This window comes from Mitsuaria sp. CC2 (assembly GCF_048957715.1).
Classification (GTDB): Bacteria; Pseudomonadota; Gammaproteobacteria; order Burkholderiales; family Burkholderiaceae_C; genus Roseateles.
Map to the genome: position 1 here is coordinate 197,689 of NZ_JARVXN010000019.1, position 19,303 is coordinate 216,991.

The 19,303-nt window shown below is 67.6% G+C and carries 16 protein-coding genes and 1 pseudogene; 8 read left to right on the forward strand and 9 right to left on the reverse strand.

The window, feature by feature from the left end:
- The first annotated feature begins 12 nt into the window (after nucleotides 1-12).
- Nucleotides 13-414, forward strand: a complete 402-nt coding sequence (locus PV762_RS15080) for a YkvA family protein (RefSeq protein ID WP_421035828.1) — start codon at nucleotides 13-15, stop codon at nucleotides 412-414.
- Between the two features lie 33 nt (nucleotides 415-447).
- On the opposite strand, the gene PV762_RS15085 is transcribed toward PV762_RS15080, so the two are convergent.
- A complete protein-coding gene (locus PV762_RS15085) occupies nucleotides 448-1,344 on the reverse strand; it encodes a LysR family transcriptional regulator (protein ID WP_421035829.1) in 897 nt (298 codons plus the stop codon).
- 457 nt (nucleotides 1,345-1,801) lie between these two features.
- The gene (locus tag PV762_RS15090; protein WP_421035830.1) at nucleotides 1,802-2,125 is read right to left on the reverse strand and encodes a DUF4148 domain-containing protein; all 324 of its coding nucleotides are present in this window, start codon (nucleotides 2,123-2,125) and stop codon (nucleotides 1,802-1,804) included.
- A 332-nt stretch (nucleotides 2,126-2,457) separates the two neighbouring features.
- On the opposite strand from PV762_RS15090, the gene PV762_RS15095 reads away from it, so the two are divergent.
- Nucleotides 2,458-3,159, forward strand: a complete 702-nt coding sequence (locus PV762_RS15095; protein ID WP_421035831.1) for a LysE family translocator — start codon at nucleotides 2,458-2,460, stop codon at nucleotides 3,157-3,159.
- A 79-nt stretch (nucleotides 3,160-3,238) separates the two neighbouring features.
- The gene (locus PV762_RS15100) at nucleotides 3,239-4,582 is read left to right on the forward strand and encodes an MFS family transporter (RefSeq protein WP_421035832.1); all 1,344 of its coding nucleotides are present in this window, start codon (nucleotides 3,239-3,241) and stop codon (nucleotides 4,580-4,582) included.
- Nucleotides 4,583-4,588: 6 nt separating this feature from the next.
- Here PV762_RS15100 and PV762_RS15105 read toward each other — a convergent pair whose 3' ends face one another.
- The 4 genes from PV762_RS15105 to PV762_RS15120 all read right to left on the reverse strand — a co-directional run bounded on the left by PV762_RS15105 (nucleotide 4,589) and on the right by PV762_RS15120 (nucleotide 9,424).
- Nucleotides 4,589-6,232 (reverse strand): SulP family inorganic anion transporter, encoded by a 1,644-nt coding sequence (locus PV762_RS15105; protein WP_421035833.1) that lies wholly within the window; start codon nucleotides 6,230-6,232, stop codon nucleotides 4,589-4,591.
- A gap of 48 nt (nucleotides 6,233-6,280) precedes the next feature.
- Nucleotides 6,281-7,075 (reverse strand): hypothetical protein, encoded by a 795-nt coding sequence (locus PV762_RS15110; protein WP_421035834.1) that lies wholly within the window; start codon nucleotides 7,073-7,075, stop codon nucleotides 6,281-6,283.
- A gap of 170 nt (nucleotides 7,076-7,245) precedes the next feature.
- Nucleotides 7,246-8,385 (reverse strand): HD-GYP domain-containing protein, encoded by a 1,140-nt coding sequence (locus PV762_RS15115; protein ID WP_421035835.1) that lies wholly within the window; start codon nucleotides 8,383-8,385, stop codon nucleotides 7,246-7,248.
- 154 nt (nucleotides 8,386-8,539) lie between these two features.
- Nucleotides 8,540-9,424 carry an alpha/beta fold hydrolase gene (locus PV762_RS15120; protein ID WP_421035836.1) on the reverse strand — a complete coding sequence of 295 codons (885 nt, stop codon included), beginning with the start codon at nucleotides 9,422-9,424 and terminating at the stop codon, nucleotides 8,540-8,542.
- Between the two features lie 154 nt (nucleotides 9,425-9,578).
- Here PV762_RS15120 and PV762_RS15125 point away from each other — a divergent pair, with 154 nt between their 5' ends.
- The gene (locus PV762_RS15125; RefSeq protein WP_421035837.1) at nucleotides 9,579-10,502 is read left to right on the forward strand and encodes a LysR family transcriptional regulator; all 924 of its coding nucleotides are present in this window, start codon (nucleotides 9,579-9,581) and stop codon (nucleotides 10,500-10,502) included.
- 9 nt (nucleotides 10,503-10,511) lie between these two features.
- On the opposite strand, the pseudogene PV762_RS15130 reads toward PV762_RS15125, so the two are convergent.
- Nucleotides 10,512-10,957, reverse strand: a pseudogene (locus PV762_RS15130) (MerR family transcriptional regulator).
- A 56-nt stretch (nucleotides 10,958-11,013) separates the two neighbouring features.
- On the opposite strand from PV762_RS15130, the gene PV762_RS15135 reads away from it, so the two are divergent.
- Together PV762_RS15135 and PV762_RS15140 are read left to right on the forward strand one after the other, a co-directional pair.
- Nucleotides 11,014-13,395: a heavy metal translocating P-type ATPase gene (locus PV762_RS15135; protein WP_421035838.1), complete on the forward strand. Its 2,382-nt coding sequence runs from the start codon at nucleotides 11,014-11,016 to the stop codon at nucleotides 13,393-13,395.
- Nucleotides 13,396-13,612: 217 nt separating this feature from the next.
- Nucleotides 13,613-15,154: a peptide MFS transporter gene (locus PV762_RS15140; protein ID WP_421035839.1), complete on the forward strand. Its 1,542-nt coding sequence runs from the start codon at nucleotides 13,613-13,615 to the stop codon at nucleotides 15,152-15,154.
- Nucleotides 15,155-15,257: 103 nt separating this feature from the next.
- Here the strand turns inward: PV762_RS15140 and PV762_RS15145 are convergent, their stop codons facing one another.
- Nucleotides 15,258-15,965, reverse strand: coding sequence for a hypothetical protein (locus tag PV762_RS15145; protein WP_421035840.1), 708 nt, complete (start codon nucleotides 15,963-15,965; stop codon nucleotides 15,258-15,260).
- A gap of 168 nt (nucleotides 15,966-16,133) precedes the next feature.
- Between PV762_RS15145 and PV762_RS15150 the strand changes: the two genes are divergently transcribed.
- Nucleotides 16,134-16,895, forward strand: a complete 762-nt coding sequence (locus PV762_RS15150; protein WP_421035841.1) for a hypothetical protein — start codon at nucleotides 16,134-16,136, stop codon at nucleotides 16,893-16,895.
- 12 nt (nucleotides 16,896-16,907) lie between these two features.
- Here PV762_RS15150 and PV762_RS15155 read toward each other — a convergent pair whose 3' ends face one another.
- Complete coding sequence (locus PV762_RS15155; RefSeq protein ID WP_421035842.1) at nucleotides 16,908-17,801, reverse strand: hypothetical protein; 894 nt, start codon at nucleotides 17,799-17,801, stop codon at nucleotides 16,908-16,910.
- A 292-nt stretch (nucleotides 17,802-18,093) separates the two neighbouring features.
- Between PV762_RS15155 and PV762_RS15160 the strand changes: the two genes are divergently transcribed.
- Nucleotides 18,094-19,287: an efflux RND transporter periplasmic adaptor subunit gene (locus PV762_RS15160; RefSeq protein WP_421035843.1), complete on the forward strand. Its 1,194-nt coding sequence runs from the start codon at nucleotides 18,094-18,096 to the stop codon at nucleotides 19,285-19,287.
- Nucleotides 19,288-19,303: the final 16 nt, after the last annotated feature.

A 19,303-nucleotide genomic window follows, 5' to 3' on the forward strand; every position in this document is an offset into this window, starting at 1 on the left:
CATGATGAGGGGATGAAACGCGGATCCCTCAAGCGCTGGGCCGCCCTGCTCAAGGGCGAGCTGCTCACCGTCTTCTACGCGGCTCGCGACCCGGAGGCGCCCTGGCTGGCGCGTTTCGTCGCGATCGCGGTCGCGGCCTACGCGCTCAGCCCGATCGACCTGATCCCGGATTTCATCCCGGTGCTGGGCCTGCTTGACGACCTCATCCTGGTGCCGCTGGGCTTCTGGCTGGTGCTCCGGCTGATGCCGCCGCAGGTGATCGCGCGGGCGCGCCTGCGCGCCGCCGAACAACGCGGCCGGCTGCCGCGCAATCTCAAGGTCGGCGCGGCGATCGTCGTGCTGTGGGTGCTGCTGATGGTGCTGCTGGTCGTGTGGTTGATCGGCCGCGGCGGCTCGCCCGCGGGCGCCGTCTGAGCGAGCGCGTCCGCCCCCACCTCGCTCCGCATCTCAGTCCGGCCCAAGGCCCTTCTTCGCCAGCGTCTCGGCCACCCACTCGATGAACACGCGCATGCGCGCCGACACGTAGCGGTTGGGCGAGTAGACCAGGTAGACCGGCACGGCGTTGTGATGCCACCCGGGGAACAGCGGCACCAGTTCGCCGCTCGCGAGCTGCTCCTGGACCGCGTACTTCGCCAGCTGGACGACGCCGAGTCCCGCCAGCCCGGCGGCGACGTAGGCGTTGCTGTCGTTGACGTCGAGCCGTCGGCGGCCTTCGATCTCGATGCGCTCGTCGCCGCGGTGGAACACGAACGGGAACACGCGTCCGGTCCGCGAGGAGAAATAGCCCACGGCCTGATGCGGCTCCCGATCGAGGTCTTCGGGCGTGTCAGGGGTGCCGTGCTTCGCCAGGTAGGCCGGCGACGCGCAGGTGCAGAACTGGATCTGCCCGACGCGGCGCGCCACGAGTCCCGCGTCCTGCACGGGGCCGACGCGCAGCACGAAGTCGACGTTGTCGACGAGCAGGTCGATCGCGCGGTCGCTGACGCCCAGTGCGATCTGGATATCGGGATAGCGCTCGTGGAAATCGCCCAGCGCGGGGATCAGCACCCGCGAGCCGGTCAGCGTGGTCACGTCGACGCGCAGCCGGCCGCGCGGCCTGCTCTGGTCGTGGAGCATCCCCTGGTCGATGGCTTCGAGCTCGCTCAGGAGCGCCATGGTCCGCTCGTAGTACGCGGCGCCGTCCTGCGTGACGGTCACCTTGCGGGTGGTGCGCGTCAGCAGCTGGACCCGCAGGCGCGCTTCCAGCGCCTGCACCAGCCGCGTCAGACTGGCCTTGGGAAGATCCATCGAGTCGGCCGCCTTGGTGAAGCTGCCGGTTTCCACCACCCGGGCGAATGCCCGCATTTGCACGATCCGGTCCATCCGATGCCCTTGATCAAGCGGCGCCGGAAAGGGGACTGCTGGGGGGGGCCGCGGGGCGATTCTCCGGGATTCCGCACGGTCGTGCGCGCGGCGCGCCGGATTCCCGGCTCATGCGCCTCGATCGGGCGCTCGGGGAGACTGGCGGATTGGCATCGGAGGAATATGCGGCCGCCTTCGCCTTGAATATCGGGTGAATATCCAATGGCGTTCAAAGGCGCCTTGCTTAATCGACGCTTAAGCAAAAGAAAACCCCCTCGGCGAGTAGTGGCTCATCCGAAGGGGGTATAGGCGGTCGGTAACGGACAGGAGGAGTGCGGAGAACCGCCACCGACCTGGGCCTGAGCCCTTGACCTAGAAAATGCGCTCTACCGACTATTGTTCGAGTTCTCTCTCAGGGGGTTTGCTTGCAGGCGGGTATCAGGAAACAGGAACTCGTCGTTCAGCGACCTGCGACGGAGGTGGCCGGGGCGCTGCCGCCGAACTTCTTCACCAGCGTGGCGTAGTACGGCGAGCTGCGCAGCTGGGCGTACTTGGCTTGGGCGGCTTCACGGCGGGCGTTGTCGTAGCCGTAGGTTTCCGACTGCTCGACGCCGGCCAGACCGGATTCGCGATAGATCTCCAGGTCGGCCAGTACTTCGGCGCGGCTCACGGCGCTCGGGGTGTTGACGGGCTGGGTGTGCGGGTTGTCCGCGGCCATCGCGCTGCCGGCCACCAGGGCGGCGGAAGCGAAGAGGACGGAGGCCAGGATGTTCTTGGAGGTCATGATCTTTCCTTTCAGATTCGGTCCCAGGGCGACAGCGAAGGGGCACGGGGTGGATGATTCGGCCCGTCGATTGCGCGAGGTATCCATGTCGGTGTCGTTTGAAATCTGCCGGTTGCCCGGAGGTTTCAAGTCGTCGCCTGGTGGAGATTCCTGGAAGCGGTTTCGATGTGTCGATGGGATGAACTATGAACGATAAGGGTTGACCCTTAAATCCATTCCTCCGCAACACTCCGTTGAAAAGATCGGAACAATCGTTGCGCGAATGTCGCGCGACTCGCCCAAGGGGCCGGCATGATGGCGGCCTTTCGGGAGACTTTCGGGAGACGTCTTCGATGCTCGGCACCCACGACCTCGGCCTCTTCATCGCCTCCGGCCTGCTGCTCAACATGACGCCGGGACCGGACTCGCTGCTGATCATGGCGCGCAGCGCCACGCAGGGCTTCCGCGCCGGTTCGGCCGCGGCGCTGGGCATAGGTGCCGGCACCTGTGTCCACATCCTGGCTGCGGCGCTGGGGCTGTCGGCGCTGCTGTCCGCCTCGACGGCGGCATTCACCGTGGTGAAGCTGCTCGGCGCGGCCTACCTCGTCTACCTGGGCATCGGCCTGCTGTTCAAGCGCCGCGCCGCCGAAGACGGGGCTGACCGCGCTGGTGGCCGTGCCGATGATCCGGCGGAGGAGAGGCGCCCGGAGGCCGTCCAGGTTGCGCCGCCCGCGGCCCCGCTGCGGAAGATCTTCGCGCAGGGCTTCCTCACCAACGTGCTGAATCCCAAGGTCGGGCTGTTCTTCCTGGCCTTCGTCCCTCAGTTCATCTCGGCCGACGCGCCTAGCAAGGCGGCGGCTTTCCTGTTTCTCGGTGCCGTCTTCAACGTGAACGGGATGCTGTGGTGCCACCTGCTCGCCTGGTCGAGCGCCGTGGCAGGCGCTCGTGCGCGTGGGCAGGGGTGGGCGCGCACACTCGGGCGATGGCTCAACCGCAGCATCGGCGCGCTGTTCCTCGCTTTCGGCGTGCGACTGGCGATGGCGGAGATGGCTTAAGCGCCTGCCCCGTGCGCGTGGCGTTCGGTTTGTCCGAACGGCGCCTGCGGGTTTTCCATCGCGGGAGTAGGCTCCCGCCATGACTGCCAAGACCCCACCCCTTTCCGGCGGCTCGACGCCGGCGTCCGGCGTTCCCGGGCATTACACGGCGCACGAGAAACGTGACCGCATCTTCGCCATCGTCGGCGCTTCGTCCGGCAACCTGGTCGAGTGGTTCGACTTCTACGTCTACGCCTTCACCTCGATCTACTTCGCGCATGCCTTCTTCCCGAAGGGCGATCCCACGGTCCAGTTGCTGAACACGGCGGGTGTGTTCGCCGCGGGCTTCCTGATGCGTCCGATCGGTGGCTGGCTGTTCGGCCGGATCGCCGACCGCAAGGGCCGCAAGACGGCCATGATGATCTCGGTGCTGATGATGTGCGGCGGCTCGCTGGCCATCGCCTGCATGCCGACCTACGACAGCATCGGCGTCCTCGCGCCAGCGCTGCTGCTGGCGGCGCGCCTGTTCCAGGGGCTTTCCGTCGGCGGCGAATACGGCACCAGCGCCACCTACATGAGCGAGGTCGCGCTGCGCGGCCAGCGCGGGTTCTACGCGTCGTTCCAGTACGTGACGCTGATCGGCGGCCAGTTGCTGGCGGTGCTGGTCGTGGCGATCCTGGAGCAGACGTTGACGGACGCGCAGATGCACGACTGGGGCTGGCGCATCCCGTTCGCGGCGGGCGCGGCGACGGCGGTGATCGCGTTCTACCTCCGCCGCTCGCTCGCCGAGACCGCGAAGGCCGAGCAACTGGACCGCAAGGAATCGGGCTCGATGCGCGAGCTGTTCAGCAAGCACATGCGCTCGTTCCTGATCGTGCTGGGCTTCACTGCGGGCGGGTCGCTGGCGTTCTACACCTACACGACCTACATGCAGAAGTATCTGGTGCTGAGCGTGGGCATGGACAAGAAGGTGGCGAGCACGGTGATGACGGCGGCGCTGTTCGTCTACATGTGCATGCAGCCGCTGTTCGGCGCCTTGTCGGACCGCATCGGCCGGCGCACGTCGATGCTGTGGTTCGGCCTCCTGGGAGCGGTGTGCACCTGGCCGATCCTGTCCGCGCTCAAGGGCGTGCAGAGCCCGTACGCGGCCTTCGGCCTGATCATCGTGGCGATGGCGATCGTGTCGCTGTACACCTCGATCGGCGGACTGATCAAGGCGGAGATGTTCCCGCCCGAGATCCGCGCACTGGGCGTGGGCCTGTCGTACGCGATCGGCAACGCGATCTTCGGCGGCTCGGCGGAGTTCGTCGCGCTCAGCCTCAAGTCCGCCAACGTCGAGAGCGCGTTCTACGCCTACGTCTCGGTGATGTGCTTCTTCGCGTTCCTCGTCTGCTTCCTCATCCCCGACCTGCGCAAGCATGGGCATCTGAACGAGGTGCATTGAGCCGCTTCAGCCTGGGTCGCTCATCCCCAGATGGTGCGACAGGTACATCTTCCCGCGGAACCACGACTCCCACCCGCTGGCCTTGAGCCGGTCGAGCACGGGGCCCTTGACCTCGCTGAGGTCGAGGCGCCGGCCCTGGCGCTCGAGGGTCTCGTGCAGTTCCTTCAGCGCGCTGAGGCCGCTGAAGTCGATGCTGTTGACCGGCGACATCTGCAGCAGCACGCGTCGCGTGGTCGGGTGCGTGTCGAGGTGGGCCTGGACGACGTCGGCCAGGCTGCGACCGTTGAGGAACAGCAGGCTCTCGTCGATGCGCAGGCCGAGGACCTGGGGATCGAGCTCGACGTGGTGGCGCTCGACGTTGCGGTAGTGCTCGGTGCCCGGGATGCGGCCGATCAGCGCGACGTGCGGCCGGGCGCTGCGCTGCAGCAGCAGTGCGATCGCGCTCGCGACGCCCAGGCCCAGCGCCGCGGTGATGCCGACGAAGATCACCAGCAGCGTCACCGCCGTCATGAGCAGCGCCTCGGCGCGGTCGTAGCGCCAGGCGTCGGCGTAGGGGCCGAACTTCAGGCCGGACAGCACCGCGACCATGATGCTGGCCGCCAGCACGGGCTTCGGCACCCAGGCCAGCAGCGGCGACATCGTCACCAGCACCAGGCCCATCATCGCGGCGACGAAGACGCCGGTCATGCGCGTGCGGCTGCCCGCGTCGCTCATCAGCACGCTGCGCGAGAAGCTCGCCGCGGCGGGCATGCCGCCCGACATCGCCGCCGCCAGATTGGCGACGGACAGGCCCATCAGTTCGCGCCGCGCGTCGACGCGTTGCCCGACGCGGCGCGCCAGCGATTCCGCCACGGCCAGGCTGGACACGTAGCCGAGCAATCCGATCAGCGCGGCGCCGGGGAGCATCGCCGTCCAGAGTTCGGTGTCGAGCCGAGGCAGCGTGAACACCAGCGCCAGCGGGGGCAGTTCGCCCACACGCGGCAGGCCTTGGGGATCCCAGCCCCACGCGACACCGATCCCGACGAGCAGCACCGCCAGCGGCGCGATGCGTGAGACCAGGCCCTTGGGCAGCCGTCGCACCGCGACGAGCGCGAGCAGCGACACCACGCCGAACAGCGCCGCGACGCCGCGCCAGTCGAAGCCGTGCGCCGACATCGAATGCCACAGGTCCGGCAGCGTGCCGCCGGTCGCCGTCGATCCGATCAGCACCGGCAGCTGGCTCGCGGCGATGGCGATCGTCGCGCCGGACTCGAAGCCGTGCAGCACCGGCACCGACAGCAGCGCGGCCAGCGCGTGCAGCCGCAGCAAGGCCGCCGCGCCGAGGAACAGGCCGACCTCGGCGGACAGCACCAGCGCGGCCTCGCTCGGACTGACCCCTGCGGGCGCGAGCTGCAGCGTCTGCATGATCATCAGCGCCAGCACCGCCACCGGGCCGATGTTGAGGAAGGGACTGGAACCGAGCGCCGCGTAGAAGAGCGGCGGCAGCAGGCTGGCATAGAGGCCCACCTGCGGCGGCAGACCCGCGAGCATCGCGTAGGCCAGGCTCTGGGGAATCAGGAGGACGCTCACCACCACGGCGGCGACGAGATCGTCGCGCAAGGCATCGCGCAGATAGGGCCGGAAGGCGGCGAGGGAGGGCAGCATCGGCATGGGGGGAAGCCGCGGGAGCAGCGCGCGGCAGTATAGGTGGCGCTCTCCTCATAGGATTGGCGACCCCGACGGGTTGTCCGGCGGCACGCGCGGCAACGGCGGCGTGCGCGGCACCAGCAGGTCGATCGACACGTTGAGCGTGAGCTCCTCGCCCCGGGCGAGCGGCACCAGGCGCGGCCAGTCCGGCGTCATCAGCCCGACCTGGACCGACGACCGCGTCGCATGGCGCGAGAAGCTCAGCGTGTCGAGCGGCGCTTCTCCACGCAGCAGCACGATGCGCCCGCCGGCCCCGCTCAGCGACGCGATGCCGCACCAGGGATCGCGCCGCTCCACGTGATCGCGGCCGGACAGCTTCACCACGTCGAGGGAGTCGTCCAGCCACGCGGCGTCGGCGAAGTCGTCCGGGAAGTGCAGCAGCCAGCCCAGGCGGGCCGGCATCGGCATGCGGCTCAGGTTGCGCACCGACAGGCTCCAGTCGAGCCGGTGCTCGTCCAGCCGCAGCGTCTGGCTCGCCTGGAGGCCCCAGGACCCTGGGGACGGGCTGCGGGGATGCAGCATCAGCGTGATCGCGTCGGGCGACTGCTGCGTGATGCGCCAGGGTTCGTCGAAGGCGGCGGGATCCGGGACCAGGTGTCCCATCTCCTCGGGCACCACGGACGGGGGCGCCAATCTCACGGCGCCGCCGCCGACCAGCTGGGTGCGTTCGATCAGCAGCGGGCGCAGCCACGGCTCGCGTCCGCCAGGACCGCTCTGCCCCAGCCAGCGCAAGCGCCCGCCTCGATCCGCCGCGACCGCCGCGCGCCAGCGCCCCGATTTCAGTTCGACCATTTGAACCACCTGCATCCCCCATGTCCGAAAGCGGCGGAGTCTGCGCGCCGCGAACGGGGCTCGGGTCTACTGAAAGAGAGGTGGATGCTCGTCAGTCTGATGCGTCGAGGTGAGCCCACTGCAAGGCTTTGCGAAGGTGCCTCCGGGAGCCCTCCCGCCGCCCTGCCGTGGCCGCCCTGCCCGGGCTAGGCGGCGGCGATCAGCGCCGCGATGCGCTCGTCGGACAGGCGGATCGGCGACGCATGCGAGGGCAGCAGGGCGACCACGGCGTGGTCCTCGCGGCTGCTGTCGCGCAGCACCGGCGTCTGGCGGGGCTCGCCGTTGGCGTTGGTCAAGGCCGACACCATCGGACGGTGCGCCTTGTCGCCGTTGCGCACCACCAGCCCGACCTCGCCGCTGGCCAGCCGCACCAGGCTGCCCGGCGGGAAGATGCCGAAGGACTTGATCAGCGCCGCCGCCAGCGGGCTCTGCGCGGCCATCTGGTGGAGTTCCTTTCCCGCCTGCGCCGCGCTCATCGCCGGCCGGTTCGCGCGGGCGCTCAAGCGGGCGGTGTAGATGTCGGCGTAACGCAGCATCTCGGCCAGTTCGCCGATGTCGCCGACGCCATGGGGGTAGCCACGGCCATCCGGGGTCTCGTGGTGCTGCAGCACGGCTTCCAGCCAGTCCGGATCGTCGATGCCGGCGGCGCTCAGCATCTCGACGCTGCGGATCGGATGCTCGTGGATGGCCTCGCGCTGCATCGCCGTCAGCGGCGACACCTGGCTGGACAGACGCGCCTGGAGGTCCAGCATGCCCAGGTTCATCGTCAGCGCGGCCTGGAAGGCCCGACGCTGATCGTCCGGGCCCCAGCCCAGATAACGGGCGGCCGCCTGGCACGCGGTGGCCGCGTGCAAGGAATGCGTAACGCCGTAATGGCCGCTGGTGGATTCAGGTTGGCGCACCACCTGAGAGAGTGCAACCTCGGGCGAGCTGTCGATCAAGGACAACATCAGCGCCGTGGCGCCATCGAGCGCCTCCGCCATGCGCTCGGGCGGGGACGACAGCGCATTGCGCACCTCCTGCTGGCTGCGACCCCACTCCTCCGACAGGCGCTCGCGGAGGTAGGCGGCGGAGCGTGTCGGCGCCGGCGTCTGCCGTGCCGATTCGGCGAGCTCGCTTGCGTCGACCAGCGCCCCGCGGCGCATCAGCGCGCTGAGCTGCGCCTCGTCGGCGATCACCTGTCCTCGTGCGAGCAGCAGCGTCCGGTCGGTGTCGCGCACGCTGAAGGCGAGCGGTTGACCGAGGACGATGCGGTTCTTGACCGATGACAGTGAACAGACACGCATGAGCGACGTGGGGCAGCGGAAGTTGAGCCGGCCGCGCGCTTCATGTGCTGAAGTTGTAACGCGGGCGGCCGCACTCTACATCGTCCGTTCAAGCCTCGGACTGAACCGTCCGGGCTTCCCCGGCCTCCGCCCGGGACTGCCGACGCCTACTCCGTCACGGAAAGACGGCCTTGATCTCGGCCGCGACCTGGGACGCGAACTCGTCCAGCACGAAGTGACCGCCGTCCAGCCAGACCAGCTTCGCGTCGGGCAGATCGTTCAGGTAGGCACGCGCACCGGGCGGAATGAAGATCGGATCGTTCTTCCCCCAGACGATCAGCGTCTTCGGGCGATGACGGCGGAAGGCGGCCTGCCAGTCCGGATAGCGCGCGACGTTGGTCTTGTAGTTCTCCAGCAGGTCGACGTTGACGTCCTGGATGCCGGGCCGGTCCAGCAGCGCCTGGTCGACGATCCAGTGGTCCGGGTCGATCAGCTCGGGGTCCTTCACGCCGACGAGCCAATGCCACTTCGTGCCGGCCATGGTGACGAGCTGGCGCGCAGGCGCTTCGCTCTCCGGCGTGCGCGCCGCCCACAGCGGACCGAACACGGTCTTGGCCTCGTCGCCCACGCCTTCCAGGTAGGCATTGGCGTTCTGGATGATGAAGCCCGTCACCTGCTCCGGCCGTTGCTGGAACAGCCGGAACCCGATCGGGCCGCCGTAGTCCTGCATGTAGAGCGTGTACGCGCTCAGTGCCAGCGCATCGACGAGGCCGGCCACGTGCGCGGCCAGGTTGTCGAAGGTGTAGGCGAAGTCCTTGCGATCCGGCGCGTCCGAGTGACCGAAGCCGATGTAGTCCGGCGCGATCACGTGGAAGCGGTCGGCCAGCAGCGGGATCAGCGGATTGAACATCCGGCTGCTGGTCGGCAGGCCGTGCAGCAGCAGCAGGGTCGGGGCGGTCGGATCGCCGGCCTCGCGGTAGAACACCTGCCGGCCGAGGACGGTCGCGGTGCGATGGCGGATGCTGGCGTGGTCGGCGGTGGTGGTGGTGGTGGTGCTCATGACGGGTTCCCTGGCGCCTTCCCCGGGTCGGTGACCCGCCTCGGAAAGCATGGGACGCAGTCTCGGCATTCCCGGATTCATCCGGAAGCCGCTAGGATCGAGATCGGCCCTCTCAAAATATGGGAGGTTTTAACTTCTGAGCGTCTGCACATCGATGGATCGACTCGACGCAATGGCGATGCTGATCGCCGCCGTGGAGGCCGGCAGCCTGTCGAAGGCCAGCCGACGGCTCGGACTGCCGCTGGCGACCGTCAGTCGCAAGGTGGCCGACCTGGAGAAGCACTTGCGCGCGACGCTGCTGATCCGCTCGGCCAAGGGACTGGAGCTGACCGACGCCGGACGGTCCTACGTCGAGGCGGCCAAGGCGATCCTGGACCAGCTCGACGAGGCCGAGCGCACCGCCGCCGGCGAGTACACCGAGCCGCGCGGCGACCTGGTCGTGACGGCGCCGACGATGTTCGGACGCCTGCATGTGCTGCCGACGGTCACGGGGTTCCTGGACGCCTTCCCTGAGATCGCCGTCGACCTCAAGTTCACCGACCGGGTCACGCATTTCCTCGACGACCAGATCGACGTCGCGCTGCGCATCGGCGAACTGCCGGACAGCAGCCTGGTGGCGACGCGGCTCGGCGAGTGCCGTCAGGTGCTCTGCGCCTCGCCGGCTTACCTGGCCAGCCACGGCGCGCCGAGGACGCCGGACGAACTGCGCCGCCATCGCGTGGTGTCTTTCGGCAGCGTGTCCAGCGACGGCGCGTGGCCGTTCCGGCAGGACGGCGCGGTGGTCACGGGGACCTTCCGTTCGCGCCTCAGCGTCACGACCATCGATGCCGCCATCGACGCTGCGCGCGCCGGAGCCGGTCTGTCCCGGGTGCTGTCGTACCAGGTGAACGACGACGTCCGCGCAGGTCGATTGCAGCTGGTGCTCGAGGACTTCGAAGCCGCGCCGCGGCCGGTGCACCTGGTGTACGCGCCGCGCAGCCAGAGTCGTCTGCCGCTGAAGCTGCGGGCGTTCATCGACTTCGCGGTGCCGAGGCTGCGCGAACGCCTCGTGCAGGCGGCGTTGCCGGCGAGGGCCTGAACCCGCGCCTCAGGCCTCGCGGCCGAGCGGTGCGGGCGTGGGCACCGGCGTCCGCACCGTGCCCTCCGGATGGCAGGCGCAGGCCTCGCCGTGCGCGGCGGACACGAGCTCCTCGAGGATGCCGCAGGCATGGTGGTCGTGGTCCCGGTCGCAGCGCTTCTGCAGCGCGACCAGCTGAGCTTCCAGCGCCCGCATGCTCTGCAGCCGGGCGCGGACCTTGCCGAGCTGAGCGGCGACCAGCACGTCGACCTTCACCAGTGCCTCGGGATCGCGGGTCTCCAGGCTGCTCAGCAGCAGCGTGACGTCCGCCAGCGACATGTCCAGCGCCCGGCAGTGCCGGATGAAGGCCAGCCGCTCCCGCTCCGCGCGGGCGGGGGCAGCAGGCCGCTCTTCTCGTAGAAGCGGATGGTCTCGATGTCCACGCCGGTGGACTTGCTCAGTTCGCCGATTCGCATGCCGGTCAGGATAGCCGCTTGACCTTGGAGCGGCTACAGACTATCCAATCGACCCCATGGCACATCAGGAACACGATCACCGCCCCGCCGCGCCCGAGTCCGCCGCCACGTCCTGTGGCGGATGCTGCGGGCACACGGCCGTCGCGCCTGAGCTGGCGCCGGCCGCGCGTGGCCATCGCCACGATGCTGACGACGGTCATCAACACGACCACGACCACGACCACGGCCACGACCACGACCACGACCACGGCGCCTCGTGCGCCGCGCCGGCGCGGAGGTCGCCGGCACCGACCGCCGAGGACCTCGCCGGGACGACGCGGCAGCGCTATTTCATCGCCGGCATGGATTGCCCGACCGAGGAAGGCCTGCTGCGCAAGCAGCTGCAGGGGAAGAACGGCGTGGTCGCGCTCGAATTCGACCTGATCAACCGCCTGCTCGACGTCCATCACCGCCTGCCCGATGACGCGCCGCTGCGCGCGGCGATCAACGCGGCCGGCATGAGCGCCGAGCCCATCGAGGCCGAAGCCCCGCCGCCCGCGCCGCCGCCGGCGATCTCGACCGGCCTGAAGTGGCGCATGGCGATTGCGGGTCTCGCCGCGATCGCGGCGGAGACGCTGGCGTTCTCCGGCTTCGACGAATCCGGTCCGATGGTGATCGCGCTGTCGGTGGCGACCATGCTGCTGGGCGGCCTGCCGACGCTGCGCAAGGGCTGGATCGCGCTGAAGAGCGTGACACTCAACATCCACCTGCTGATGAGCCTGGCGGTGATCGGCGCGATCGTGCTGGGCCAGTGGCCGGAGGCGGCGATGGTGGTGTGGCTGTTCGGCCTGTCCGAGATGATGGAGAGCCTGAGCCTGGCGCGTGCCCGCGACGCGATCCGCGCGCTCACGCAGCTGGCGCCGGAGACGGCGCAGGTGCAGGGCGCCGACGGCCGCTGGACCGCGGTGCCCGCGGCGGACGTGGCCATCGGCGCGCGGGTCCGCGTTCCTCCGGGCGAGCGCGTGCCGCTGGACGGCCGCCTCCTCGCCGGACGTTCCAGCTTGAACGAGGCCGCGCTGACCGGCGAGGCGATGCCGGTCGACAAGGCCCCCGGCGATGCGCTGCTGGCCGGCAGCATCAACGGCGACGGCCTGCTGGAAATGGAAATCACCGCCGGCAAGGGCCACACGCTGCTCGACCGCATGGCCGCGGCCGTGCAGCAGGCGCAATCGCAACGCGCGCCGACGCAGGCCTTCATCGACCGCTTCGCCCGCGTGTACACGCCGGCGGTGGTGCTCGTGGCCGTCGCGATGGCGGTGCTGCCGCCATTGCTGGGCCTCGGTGCCTGGAGCGACTGGGTCTACAAGGGCCTGGTCCTGCTGGTGATCGCGTGCCCGTGCGCGCTGGTGATCTCGACGCCGGTGACGGTCGTCAGCGGTCTGGCCTCGGCGGCGCGGCGCGGCATCCTGATCAAGGGCGGCCTCTACCTGGAGCGCGCGCGGCAGTTGAAGACGCTGGCCTTCGACAAGACCGGCACGTTGACGGAAGGCCGGCCGCAACTGGCGGCGGTGCAGCCGCTCTACCCGTCGGTGAGCGCCGATCAGGCCCTGCACCTGGCGGCGCGGCTGGACGCCGGCAGCACGCATCCGCTCGCGCAGGCGATCGTCGCGGCGCATGCGGAGCGTGTGGGCTCCATGCTGGCGCCCGTTGATCACCTGCAGAACCTGCCCGGCCTGGGCCTGACCGCGCAGCTGGACGGTGCCGACTTCGCGCTCGGCAATGAGCGCCTGGCCGAGCAGCGCGGCGCCGTCGACGACGAGGCGCGCAGCGTCGCCCGCGCGCTGCAGGCACAGGGCCACACACTGGTGTGGCTGATGCGCGGCGCGCAGACGCTGGCGCTGCTGGCGCTGTCGGACACGCCGAGACCGGAAGCCGCCGGGGTCCTGAAGACGCTGCGCGCGCGCGGCCTGACCCTGACGATGCTCAGCGGCGACCAGCGCGCGAGCGCGGTCGCGATGGCGGGCCGCCTCGGCATGCCGGAGGACGCGGTGCGTGCGCCGCTGCTGCCGCAGGACAAGCTCGACGCGATCGCGAAGCTCGCCGACGAACAGGGCCCCGTCGCGATGATCGGCGACGGCGTCAACGACGCGCCGGCCCTGGCGCGTGCCGACATCGCGATCGCCATGGGCGCCGCCGGCAGCGCGACCGCGCTGGAGACCGCCGACATCGCGCTGATGCAGGACGACCTGCGCAAGCTGCCGGAACTGATCGTCCTCTCGGAGCGCGTGGCGACGGTGTTGAAGCAGAACATCGTGGTGGCGCTGGGCCTGAAGGCGATCGTGGCTGCGCTGACGCTGGCGGGCATCGGTTCCCTGTGGCTGGCGGTGCTGGCCGACGCGGGCGCGAGCCTGCTGGTGGTGCTCAACGGCCTGCGCCTGCTGCGCGAGGAGCGCCCCTGAAGGCCTGCCCTACCTAGGGTGAGCCCTAGTGTCCTGGGGCGGGTTCAAGCGGACCTTTCGCTGACAATGGCGCCGCCTGCCGCTGGCGGGCCCCGAGGGATCGGATCGATCCGGGGCCTGGACCAGCGGCAAATGCGTTCTGATCCCTGGAACGCGATTTCCCGTGACCCGGAGCGCCGGGTCATCGATCCTTTAGCGATCCTTCACGGAGCGTCGTTTGAACACAATTCAAACTCCCGGAGCGCGGCAGACCATCCTCGGCCAGCCCAACAGCCTGTTCGTCCTGTTCTTCACCGAGATGTGGGAACGGTTCTCCTACTACGGCATGCGGGCGCTGCTCGTGCTGTACCTCATCTCCGAGGCCGCCAAGGGCGGCTGGGGCTGGACGCGCGAGGAGGCGACCAGCCTCTACGGCACGTACACGATGCTGGTGTACCTGACGCCGATCATCGGCGGCTACATCGCGGACCGCTTCCTGGGCACGCGGCGCTCGGTGGTGCTGGGCGGCTTCATCATCGCGGCGGGTCACATCGCGCTGTTCTTCGACACCAAAACGACCTTCTACGTCGGCCTGGGTCTGGTGATCCTGGGCACGGGCCTGTTCAAGCCGAACATCTCGGCGATCGTGGGCCAGCTCTACAACAAGGACAACGAAGGCCAGCGTGACGGCGGCTACACGCTGTTCTACATGGGCGTGAACGCCGGTGCCTTCTTCGGCATCTCGCTGTGCGGCTACATCGGCGAGAAGATCGGCTGGCACTACGGCTTCGGCCTGGCGGCGGTCTTCATGATCCTGGGCGCGCTGCAGTTCTGGCTGGCGCAGGGCATCTTCGGCGACATCGGCGGCGCGCCGAGCAAGAACGCGCCGGTGGTGGACGCGAGCGAGCCGCTGGACGACACCCCCGCCCACATCGTGCGCGACCGCCTGATCGCGATCGGCGTGTTCTCGTTCTTCACGATCTTCTTCTGGTTCGCCTTCGAGCAGGCCGGCGGATCCATGACCATCTTCGCGGCGGACTACACGGACCGCGCGCTGGTGGGCACCAGCGGACTGATCTTCAAGATCGTCAATTCGCTGATGACGCTGATCCCGGTGGCGATCCTGAGCTGGCTGCTGGTCAAGCTGGGCCGCAGCACCGAGGGCCTGTACAAGGCGTCGAACCTGCTGCTGGCGCTGGCGCTGGCGGTGATCTGGGGACTGTCGCTGTGGATGCTGGGGCGTGAGTTCCAGATGGAGCAATCGGAGATTCCGGCCACCTGGTTCGGCGTGCTGAACTCCTTCTTCCTGGTGATCCTGGCGCCGATGTTCAGCAAGATGTGGGAGCGTCGCTGGAACCCGAGCGGTCCGGTGAAGTTCGGCGTCGGCCTGGTGCTGCTGGGTCTGGGCTTCGCGGCGCTGTCGTATGGCGCGTCGGGCATCCCGGCGGGCGCGAAGACGGCGCAGGTCAGCATGATCTTCCTGACGCTGGCCTACCTGCTGCACACGATGGGCGAGCTGTGCCTGTCGCCGGTCGGCCTGTCCTACATCTCCAAGCTGGCGCCGGCGCGCCTGCTGGGCCTGATGTTCGGCGTCTGGTTCGTCAACGCCGCGATCGCCAACAAGATCGCCGGCATGACCGGCTCGTACATCGACGCCATCTCGTCGACGTACTCGATGTCCACCTTCTTCCTCATCTTCACCATCGTCCCCGCGGGCGCCGGCGTGCTGCTGATGCTGCTCAGCCCGGTCATGAAGAAGCTGATGCACGGCGTGCATTGAGCAACGCGCCAGAGACCTTTCGGACTCACCACGAAGAACCCGGGCAGTGCCCGGGTTTTTTCATTTCGGCTCGCCGGTCTGTGCGGGCGGACGCGTCTGCGTTTCAGCTGTCGGTGCCGGTCCTCGAGAGAGAGGCGGCCAACTCCTGCTGGATGAGCCGGACGCTGTGGAGATCAGTCTCAGAGAGGCCCTGCCGAATTTTCTCGGCACGTTCGGCCCAGTAGCTGTTGCCTTCGGGGGCTGCGGCGGTCACCACCTGAAAGAACGCATACGCACGCGCCAGATCCTTGGCGACGTACTGTCCTGATTCGTACTCCGCGGCCAGCGACTGCAGTGCTTCCAACGACCCGCGATGGGCTGCGATCTCTAACCCTCCGATCGCGTCCCTGATCAAAAGAGGCCGACGCTCGTCCGTACTCTCAAGTCGATCTGCCGCTTTCAACGCGGCGAATCCGGCAATCCAGTAACCCCCTCGCGCGGCAGTCTGCATCCACTTCTGGCGCTGTTCCGCTGTCCAGTTCTTTGGGGAAGCTTCATCGAGCTGCTCAAAACTGGGGATGACGGCCCAGGGGCCTCGCTCTTCACAGAATTCTCCGAAGCAATAAAGCGCGTAGGCCGATTCAGCGTCGCCCTCATTGCTTTGGTTGAGCAACTCCTTCAACTTTGGAGCAGCCAGAAATGGGTCCTCCTGCCTGATTCGGGATTGACGTTGCGACTCGGTTTCGAACTGAATGAGCGTCGGCCACGACGCTGAATATTCAGTGACATCAGTTCGATCTTCGATCGGAATATTTTGATCTTTCATTTCCATGGCAGACCAGTTTTCTGAGTTTTACCTATGCAAGCTATAAATTGACAAGTCTAGGTAATGGTTTCCACACTCCGCACTGAGTAAAAACAGTAGTGCCAGCCAGTCCTTTGACACAGCCAGCCAGCGAGCGCTCCCCGTCGAGCGCAAAACGAAAACTGGATTGCAAAGGTGAAATCGACTGTGCGCAACTATCGAAAATTCCGAGCGACGGTATTCGCTCTTATCGGATTCTGTCTGAGTGGCTGGGCTTCTGGACAAGGTTATCGTTCAGACCCGGCATGTTACGAAGAGCAGTTGACGCTAGAGAATACGATGGCAAAGATTCTTGCCTATCAGATTGAGACGACGCCCACTGCTCCTGGCAGAGAAATCATGAGTGAGTCCTACTGGGGACCCGACTGGAGAAAGAATGAAACCCACGAGATTCATCGCAGTTCCGTGGCCTGGGGGCCGCTCGGCCAAGTGTACTCACGAAGAAAAAGGGTTGAAATTCATTTCATGGTCAATGTGGCCACAAGGGAAGTGAAGCAAGTGAAATTCAAGTCTTCCATTCAAGACGGATGTGAGGGGGATCTGGAGTGGCCCTGGACCTCCAATGGAGCGGCGGCTTCGCCCGAACCAAAAATGGTCGATGAAGCGCCGGCCCGAAAGGGCGAGGTCACTGTCGGCCCCGTGCTACCGGGCGAGCACCCTCCTGCCCAGGGCGCCACGAACTGCGCTTCGTGCCATGGGGGCTCAGGTTCCAGTTCATTGAGCCCGCGCCGCTTGAAAACGCCATCCCATCGATTCCAGACGACGGCCGTCCGTGGATCGAAGCCACCGGTTGTCGACGATGTAGATTTTTCGCCGCTAGAGGAAGGTCAGCACCGACGCATAGCCGATGCTGAACCAAAGCGGCGAGGGCGACTGCTCGACACCCTGCTCGCGTGACCCGAGGCCCGTTCAGCGGGCCTTGTTCTTTTCGATCGCCTTTGCGAGGCGCTCCTGAAGCGCGCGGGCGAATTCGATGTCGATGGGTCGCAGAGACGGTCGAATCTTCGCGGCGTGTTCGGAGTAGGTCGGGTCGCCACTCGCGGCGGCAGCCACCTGCAGGTAGGCGAAGGCCCTGGGCAGATCCTGCTGGATGCGGTTCCCGTGATGATGGAGCGATGCCAACTGGACAATGCACTCCAGACAGCCGCGCCGGGCGGCGTAATCCAATGACAGGATGCCGTCGGAAAACAAAGCCGCGCGTTCCGGATCGGAGGGGACTTTCCGATCAGCCTCCTGCAGCATGCTCATTGCTGCCGCCGGATCGCCGGTGAAGGCCGCCTGTTGTCGCCAGGCCCGCCGCTGCTGCACCGTCCATGTCTTCGGCGCAGAACAGTCCAGCGGCAGATATCCCGGCGGAGGATTCCCCGCTTGCGGATGCTGATCGCAGTAGTCCACCAGGTTGTGCAGGCGCAGCGCCGACGCCGGATCGCCTGCGGCAGCGCGCGCCATGACCGCCTCGAGATCGGCGGCGGTATGGAAGGGATCTTCGCGATCGAGTCGTTGCGATCGTTCCCGCTCAGTCTCGAAATGAAGAAGCAAGGCCCAGGGGGCGGCGTATTCAATCGCCGCCTCGGTCGTCATCACGGACGCGGCCGAAGAAGCCCCAATCTCGATCGGCTGAACCGGGACTGAAACTTCCGCGGAAGGTCCTTGCAGTTGGGATTGCGCGCTGTTCGGCGTTGCCGTCTCGATTGGCCGCACAGGCTCATCCTGCCTGCCTGCAATCCAGGCAGCCGCCAAGATCAAGAGGCCGATGGCCACTGCCCAGCCGCTTCGTTTCGTGAGCCATCTCTTCGTATTCATGGTTCGAGGTCCCCAGGCGTTCATGACCGTCGAGAAGTCATCTCGGCACCATTCTGGTTCGAACTCCGCCTTCCTTGCCCAATCCTCCGAACCCCCATCCTCCTGACGTTTTCCGGCAGTGTCTCCAACGAGACTTGCTCACAACCTTGCCCAGGCAGTCAATCGTTTTGATGATGCCCTACGGCAAAGGGACAGGTATTGCCTGGGTCACTGGCTGGCTTTTCGTGTACCGCGTACATTCCGCCGCACGCTGCGGTGCAACAGATGCCGTGGGCGTTTTCGGGAGTGATGCATGGCTGGACTTTCTTTCAATCGCAACGCCGTCGCCGGCGCCCTGGTGGCGCTGCTGCTGACCGCCTGTGGACAACAGGATCAACAACAACAGCATGGCGGCCCTCCGCCCGTGACGGTCGCCCCGGCGATCTCGCGCGAAGTCCAGGACTTCGATGAATTCACCGGTCGCCTGGAAGCGCCAGACACCGTCGAGATCCGCGCCCGTGTCGCCGGAACACTCGACAAGGTCCACTTCCGCGAAGGCCAGGTCGTCAAGAAGGGCGATCCGCTCTTCACCATCGACCCGCGTCCGTTCCAGGCCGAAGTCGCCCGCGCCGAGGCCCAGGCCGCCGCCGCCCGCACCGCCGGCGACCTGAGCAAGTCAGACCTGGCCCGCGCCGAGAAGCTCGTCGCCATCCAGGGCGTCAGCCAGCAGGAAATCGACCAGCTCAAGGCCGCCGTCCGCAACAACGACGCCAACATCCGCGCCGCCGAAGCCGCCGTCACCCAGGCCAAGCTGAATGTGGAGTTCACCCAGGTCCGTGCCCCGGTCACCGGCCGCAGCTCGCGCGCCAACGTGACGCCCGGCAACCTCGTGAACATCGGCGAGCCGGTGCTGACCACCGTGGTCTCCAGCGACAAGGTCTACGCCTACTTCGACGCCAGCGAGGCGACCTTCCTGAAGTACGCCGCCGCCGCGCGCGCCGGCGGCGCCAAGCGCGAACAGGCCAGCAAGGTCCGTCTGGGCCTGGCCAACGAGCAGGGCTACCCGCATGAAGGCCGCATGGACTTCGTCGACAACCGCCTGAATCCGGCCACCGCCACCATCCGCGGCCGCGCCGTCTTCGACAACAAGGACGGACTCTTCGTCCCCGGCCTGTTCGCCCGCGTCAAGCTGGAAGGCACCGGCTCCTACACCGCCACGCTGATCCCGGACCGCGCCATCGGCACCGACCAGGCCAACAAGGTCGTGATGGTCGTGGGCGCCAACAACATCGTGGCGCCCCGTCCGGTCCAGGCCGGCGCGCTGTTCGACGGCTACCGCGTGGTCCAGGGCGTCAAGCCCGGCGAGCTCGTGATCATCGACGGCCTCCAGCATGCGATGCCCGGCGCGCCGGTCACGCCGCAGCAGGCCAAGCTCGACGACAAGGGACGCCCCGTCGCCGCGCCGCAGGGCGCCGCCCCCGCCGCTCCCGCCGCGTCGTCGAAATAACCCGACGCGAGGCCGT

Bases quoted from the DNA above. Each gene is read 5' to 3' on its own strand.
- PV762_RS15135 (WP_421035838.1), top strand. From the start codon at position 11,014: ATGGCACATCAGGAACACGATCACCGCCCCGCCGCGCCCGAGTCCGCC.
- PV762_RS15120 (WP_421035836.1), bottom strand. From the start codon at position 9,424: ATGAGCACCACCACCACCACCACCGCCGACCACGCCAGCATCCGCCAT.
- PV762_RS15145 (WP_421035840.1), bottom strand. From the start codon at position 15,965: ATGGAAATGAAAGATCAAAATATTCCGATCGAAGATCGAACTGATGTC.
- PV762_RS15085 (WP_421035829.1), bottom strand. From the start codon at position 1,344: ATGCGGGCATTCGCCCGGGTGGTGGAAACCGGCAGCTTCACCAAGGCG.
- PV762_RS15110 (WP_421035834.1), bottom strand. From the start codon at position 7,075: ATGCAGGTGGTTCAAATGGTCGAACTGAAATCGGGGCGCTGGCGCGCG.
- PV762_RS15105 (WP_421035833.1), bottom strand. From the start codon at position 6,232: ATGCCGATGCTGCCCTCCCTCGCCGCCTTCCGGCCCTATCTGCGCGAT.
- PV762_RS15090 (WP_421035830.1), bottom strand. From the start codon at position 2,125: ATGACCTCCAAGAACATCCTGGCCTCCGTCCTCTTCGCTTCCGCCGCC.
- PV762_RS15080 (WP_421035828.1), top strand. From the start codon at position 13: ATGAAACGCGGATCCCTCAAGCGCTGGGCCGCCCTGCTCAAGGGCGAG.
- PV762_RS15155 (WP_421035842.1), bottom strand. From the start codon at position 17,801: ATGAATACGAAGAGATGGCTCACGAAACGAAGCGGCTGGGCAGTGGCC.
- PV762_RS15125 (WP_421035837.1), top strand. From the start codon at position 9,579: ATGGATCGACTCGACGCAATGGCGATGCTGATCGCCGCCGTGGAGGCC.
- PV762_RS15100 (WP_421035832.1), top strand. From the start codon at position 3,239: ATGACTGCCAAGACCCCACCCCTTTCCGGCGGCTCGACGCCGGCGTCC.
- PV762_RS15160 (WP_421035843.1), top strand. From the start codon at position 18,094: ATGGCTGGACTTTCTTTCAATCGCAACGCCGTCGCCGGCGCCCTGGTG.
- PV762_RS15115 (WP_421035835.1), bottom strand. From the start codon at position 8,385: ATGCGTGTCTGTTCACTGTCATCGGTCAAGAACCGCATCGTCCTCGGT.
- PV762_RS15095 (WP_421035831.1), top strand. From the start codon at position 2,458: ATGCTCGGCACCCACGACCTCGGCCTCTTCATCGCCTCCGGCCTGCTG.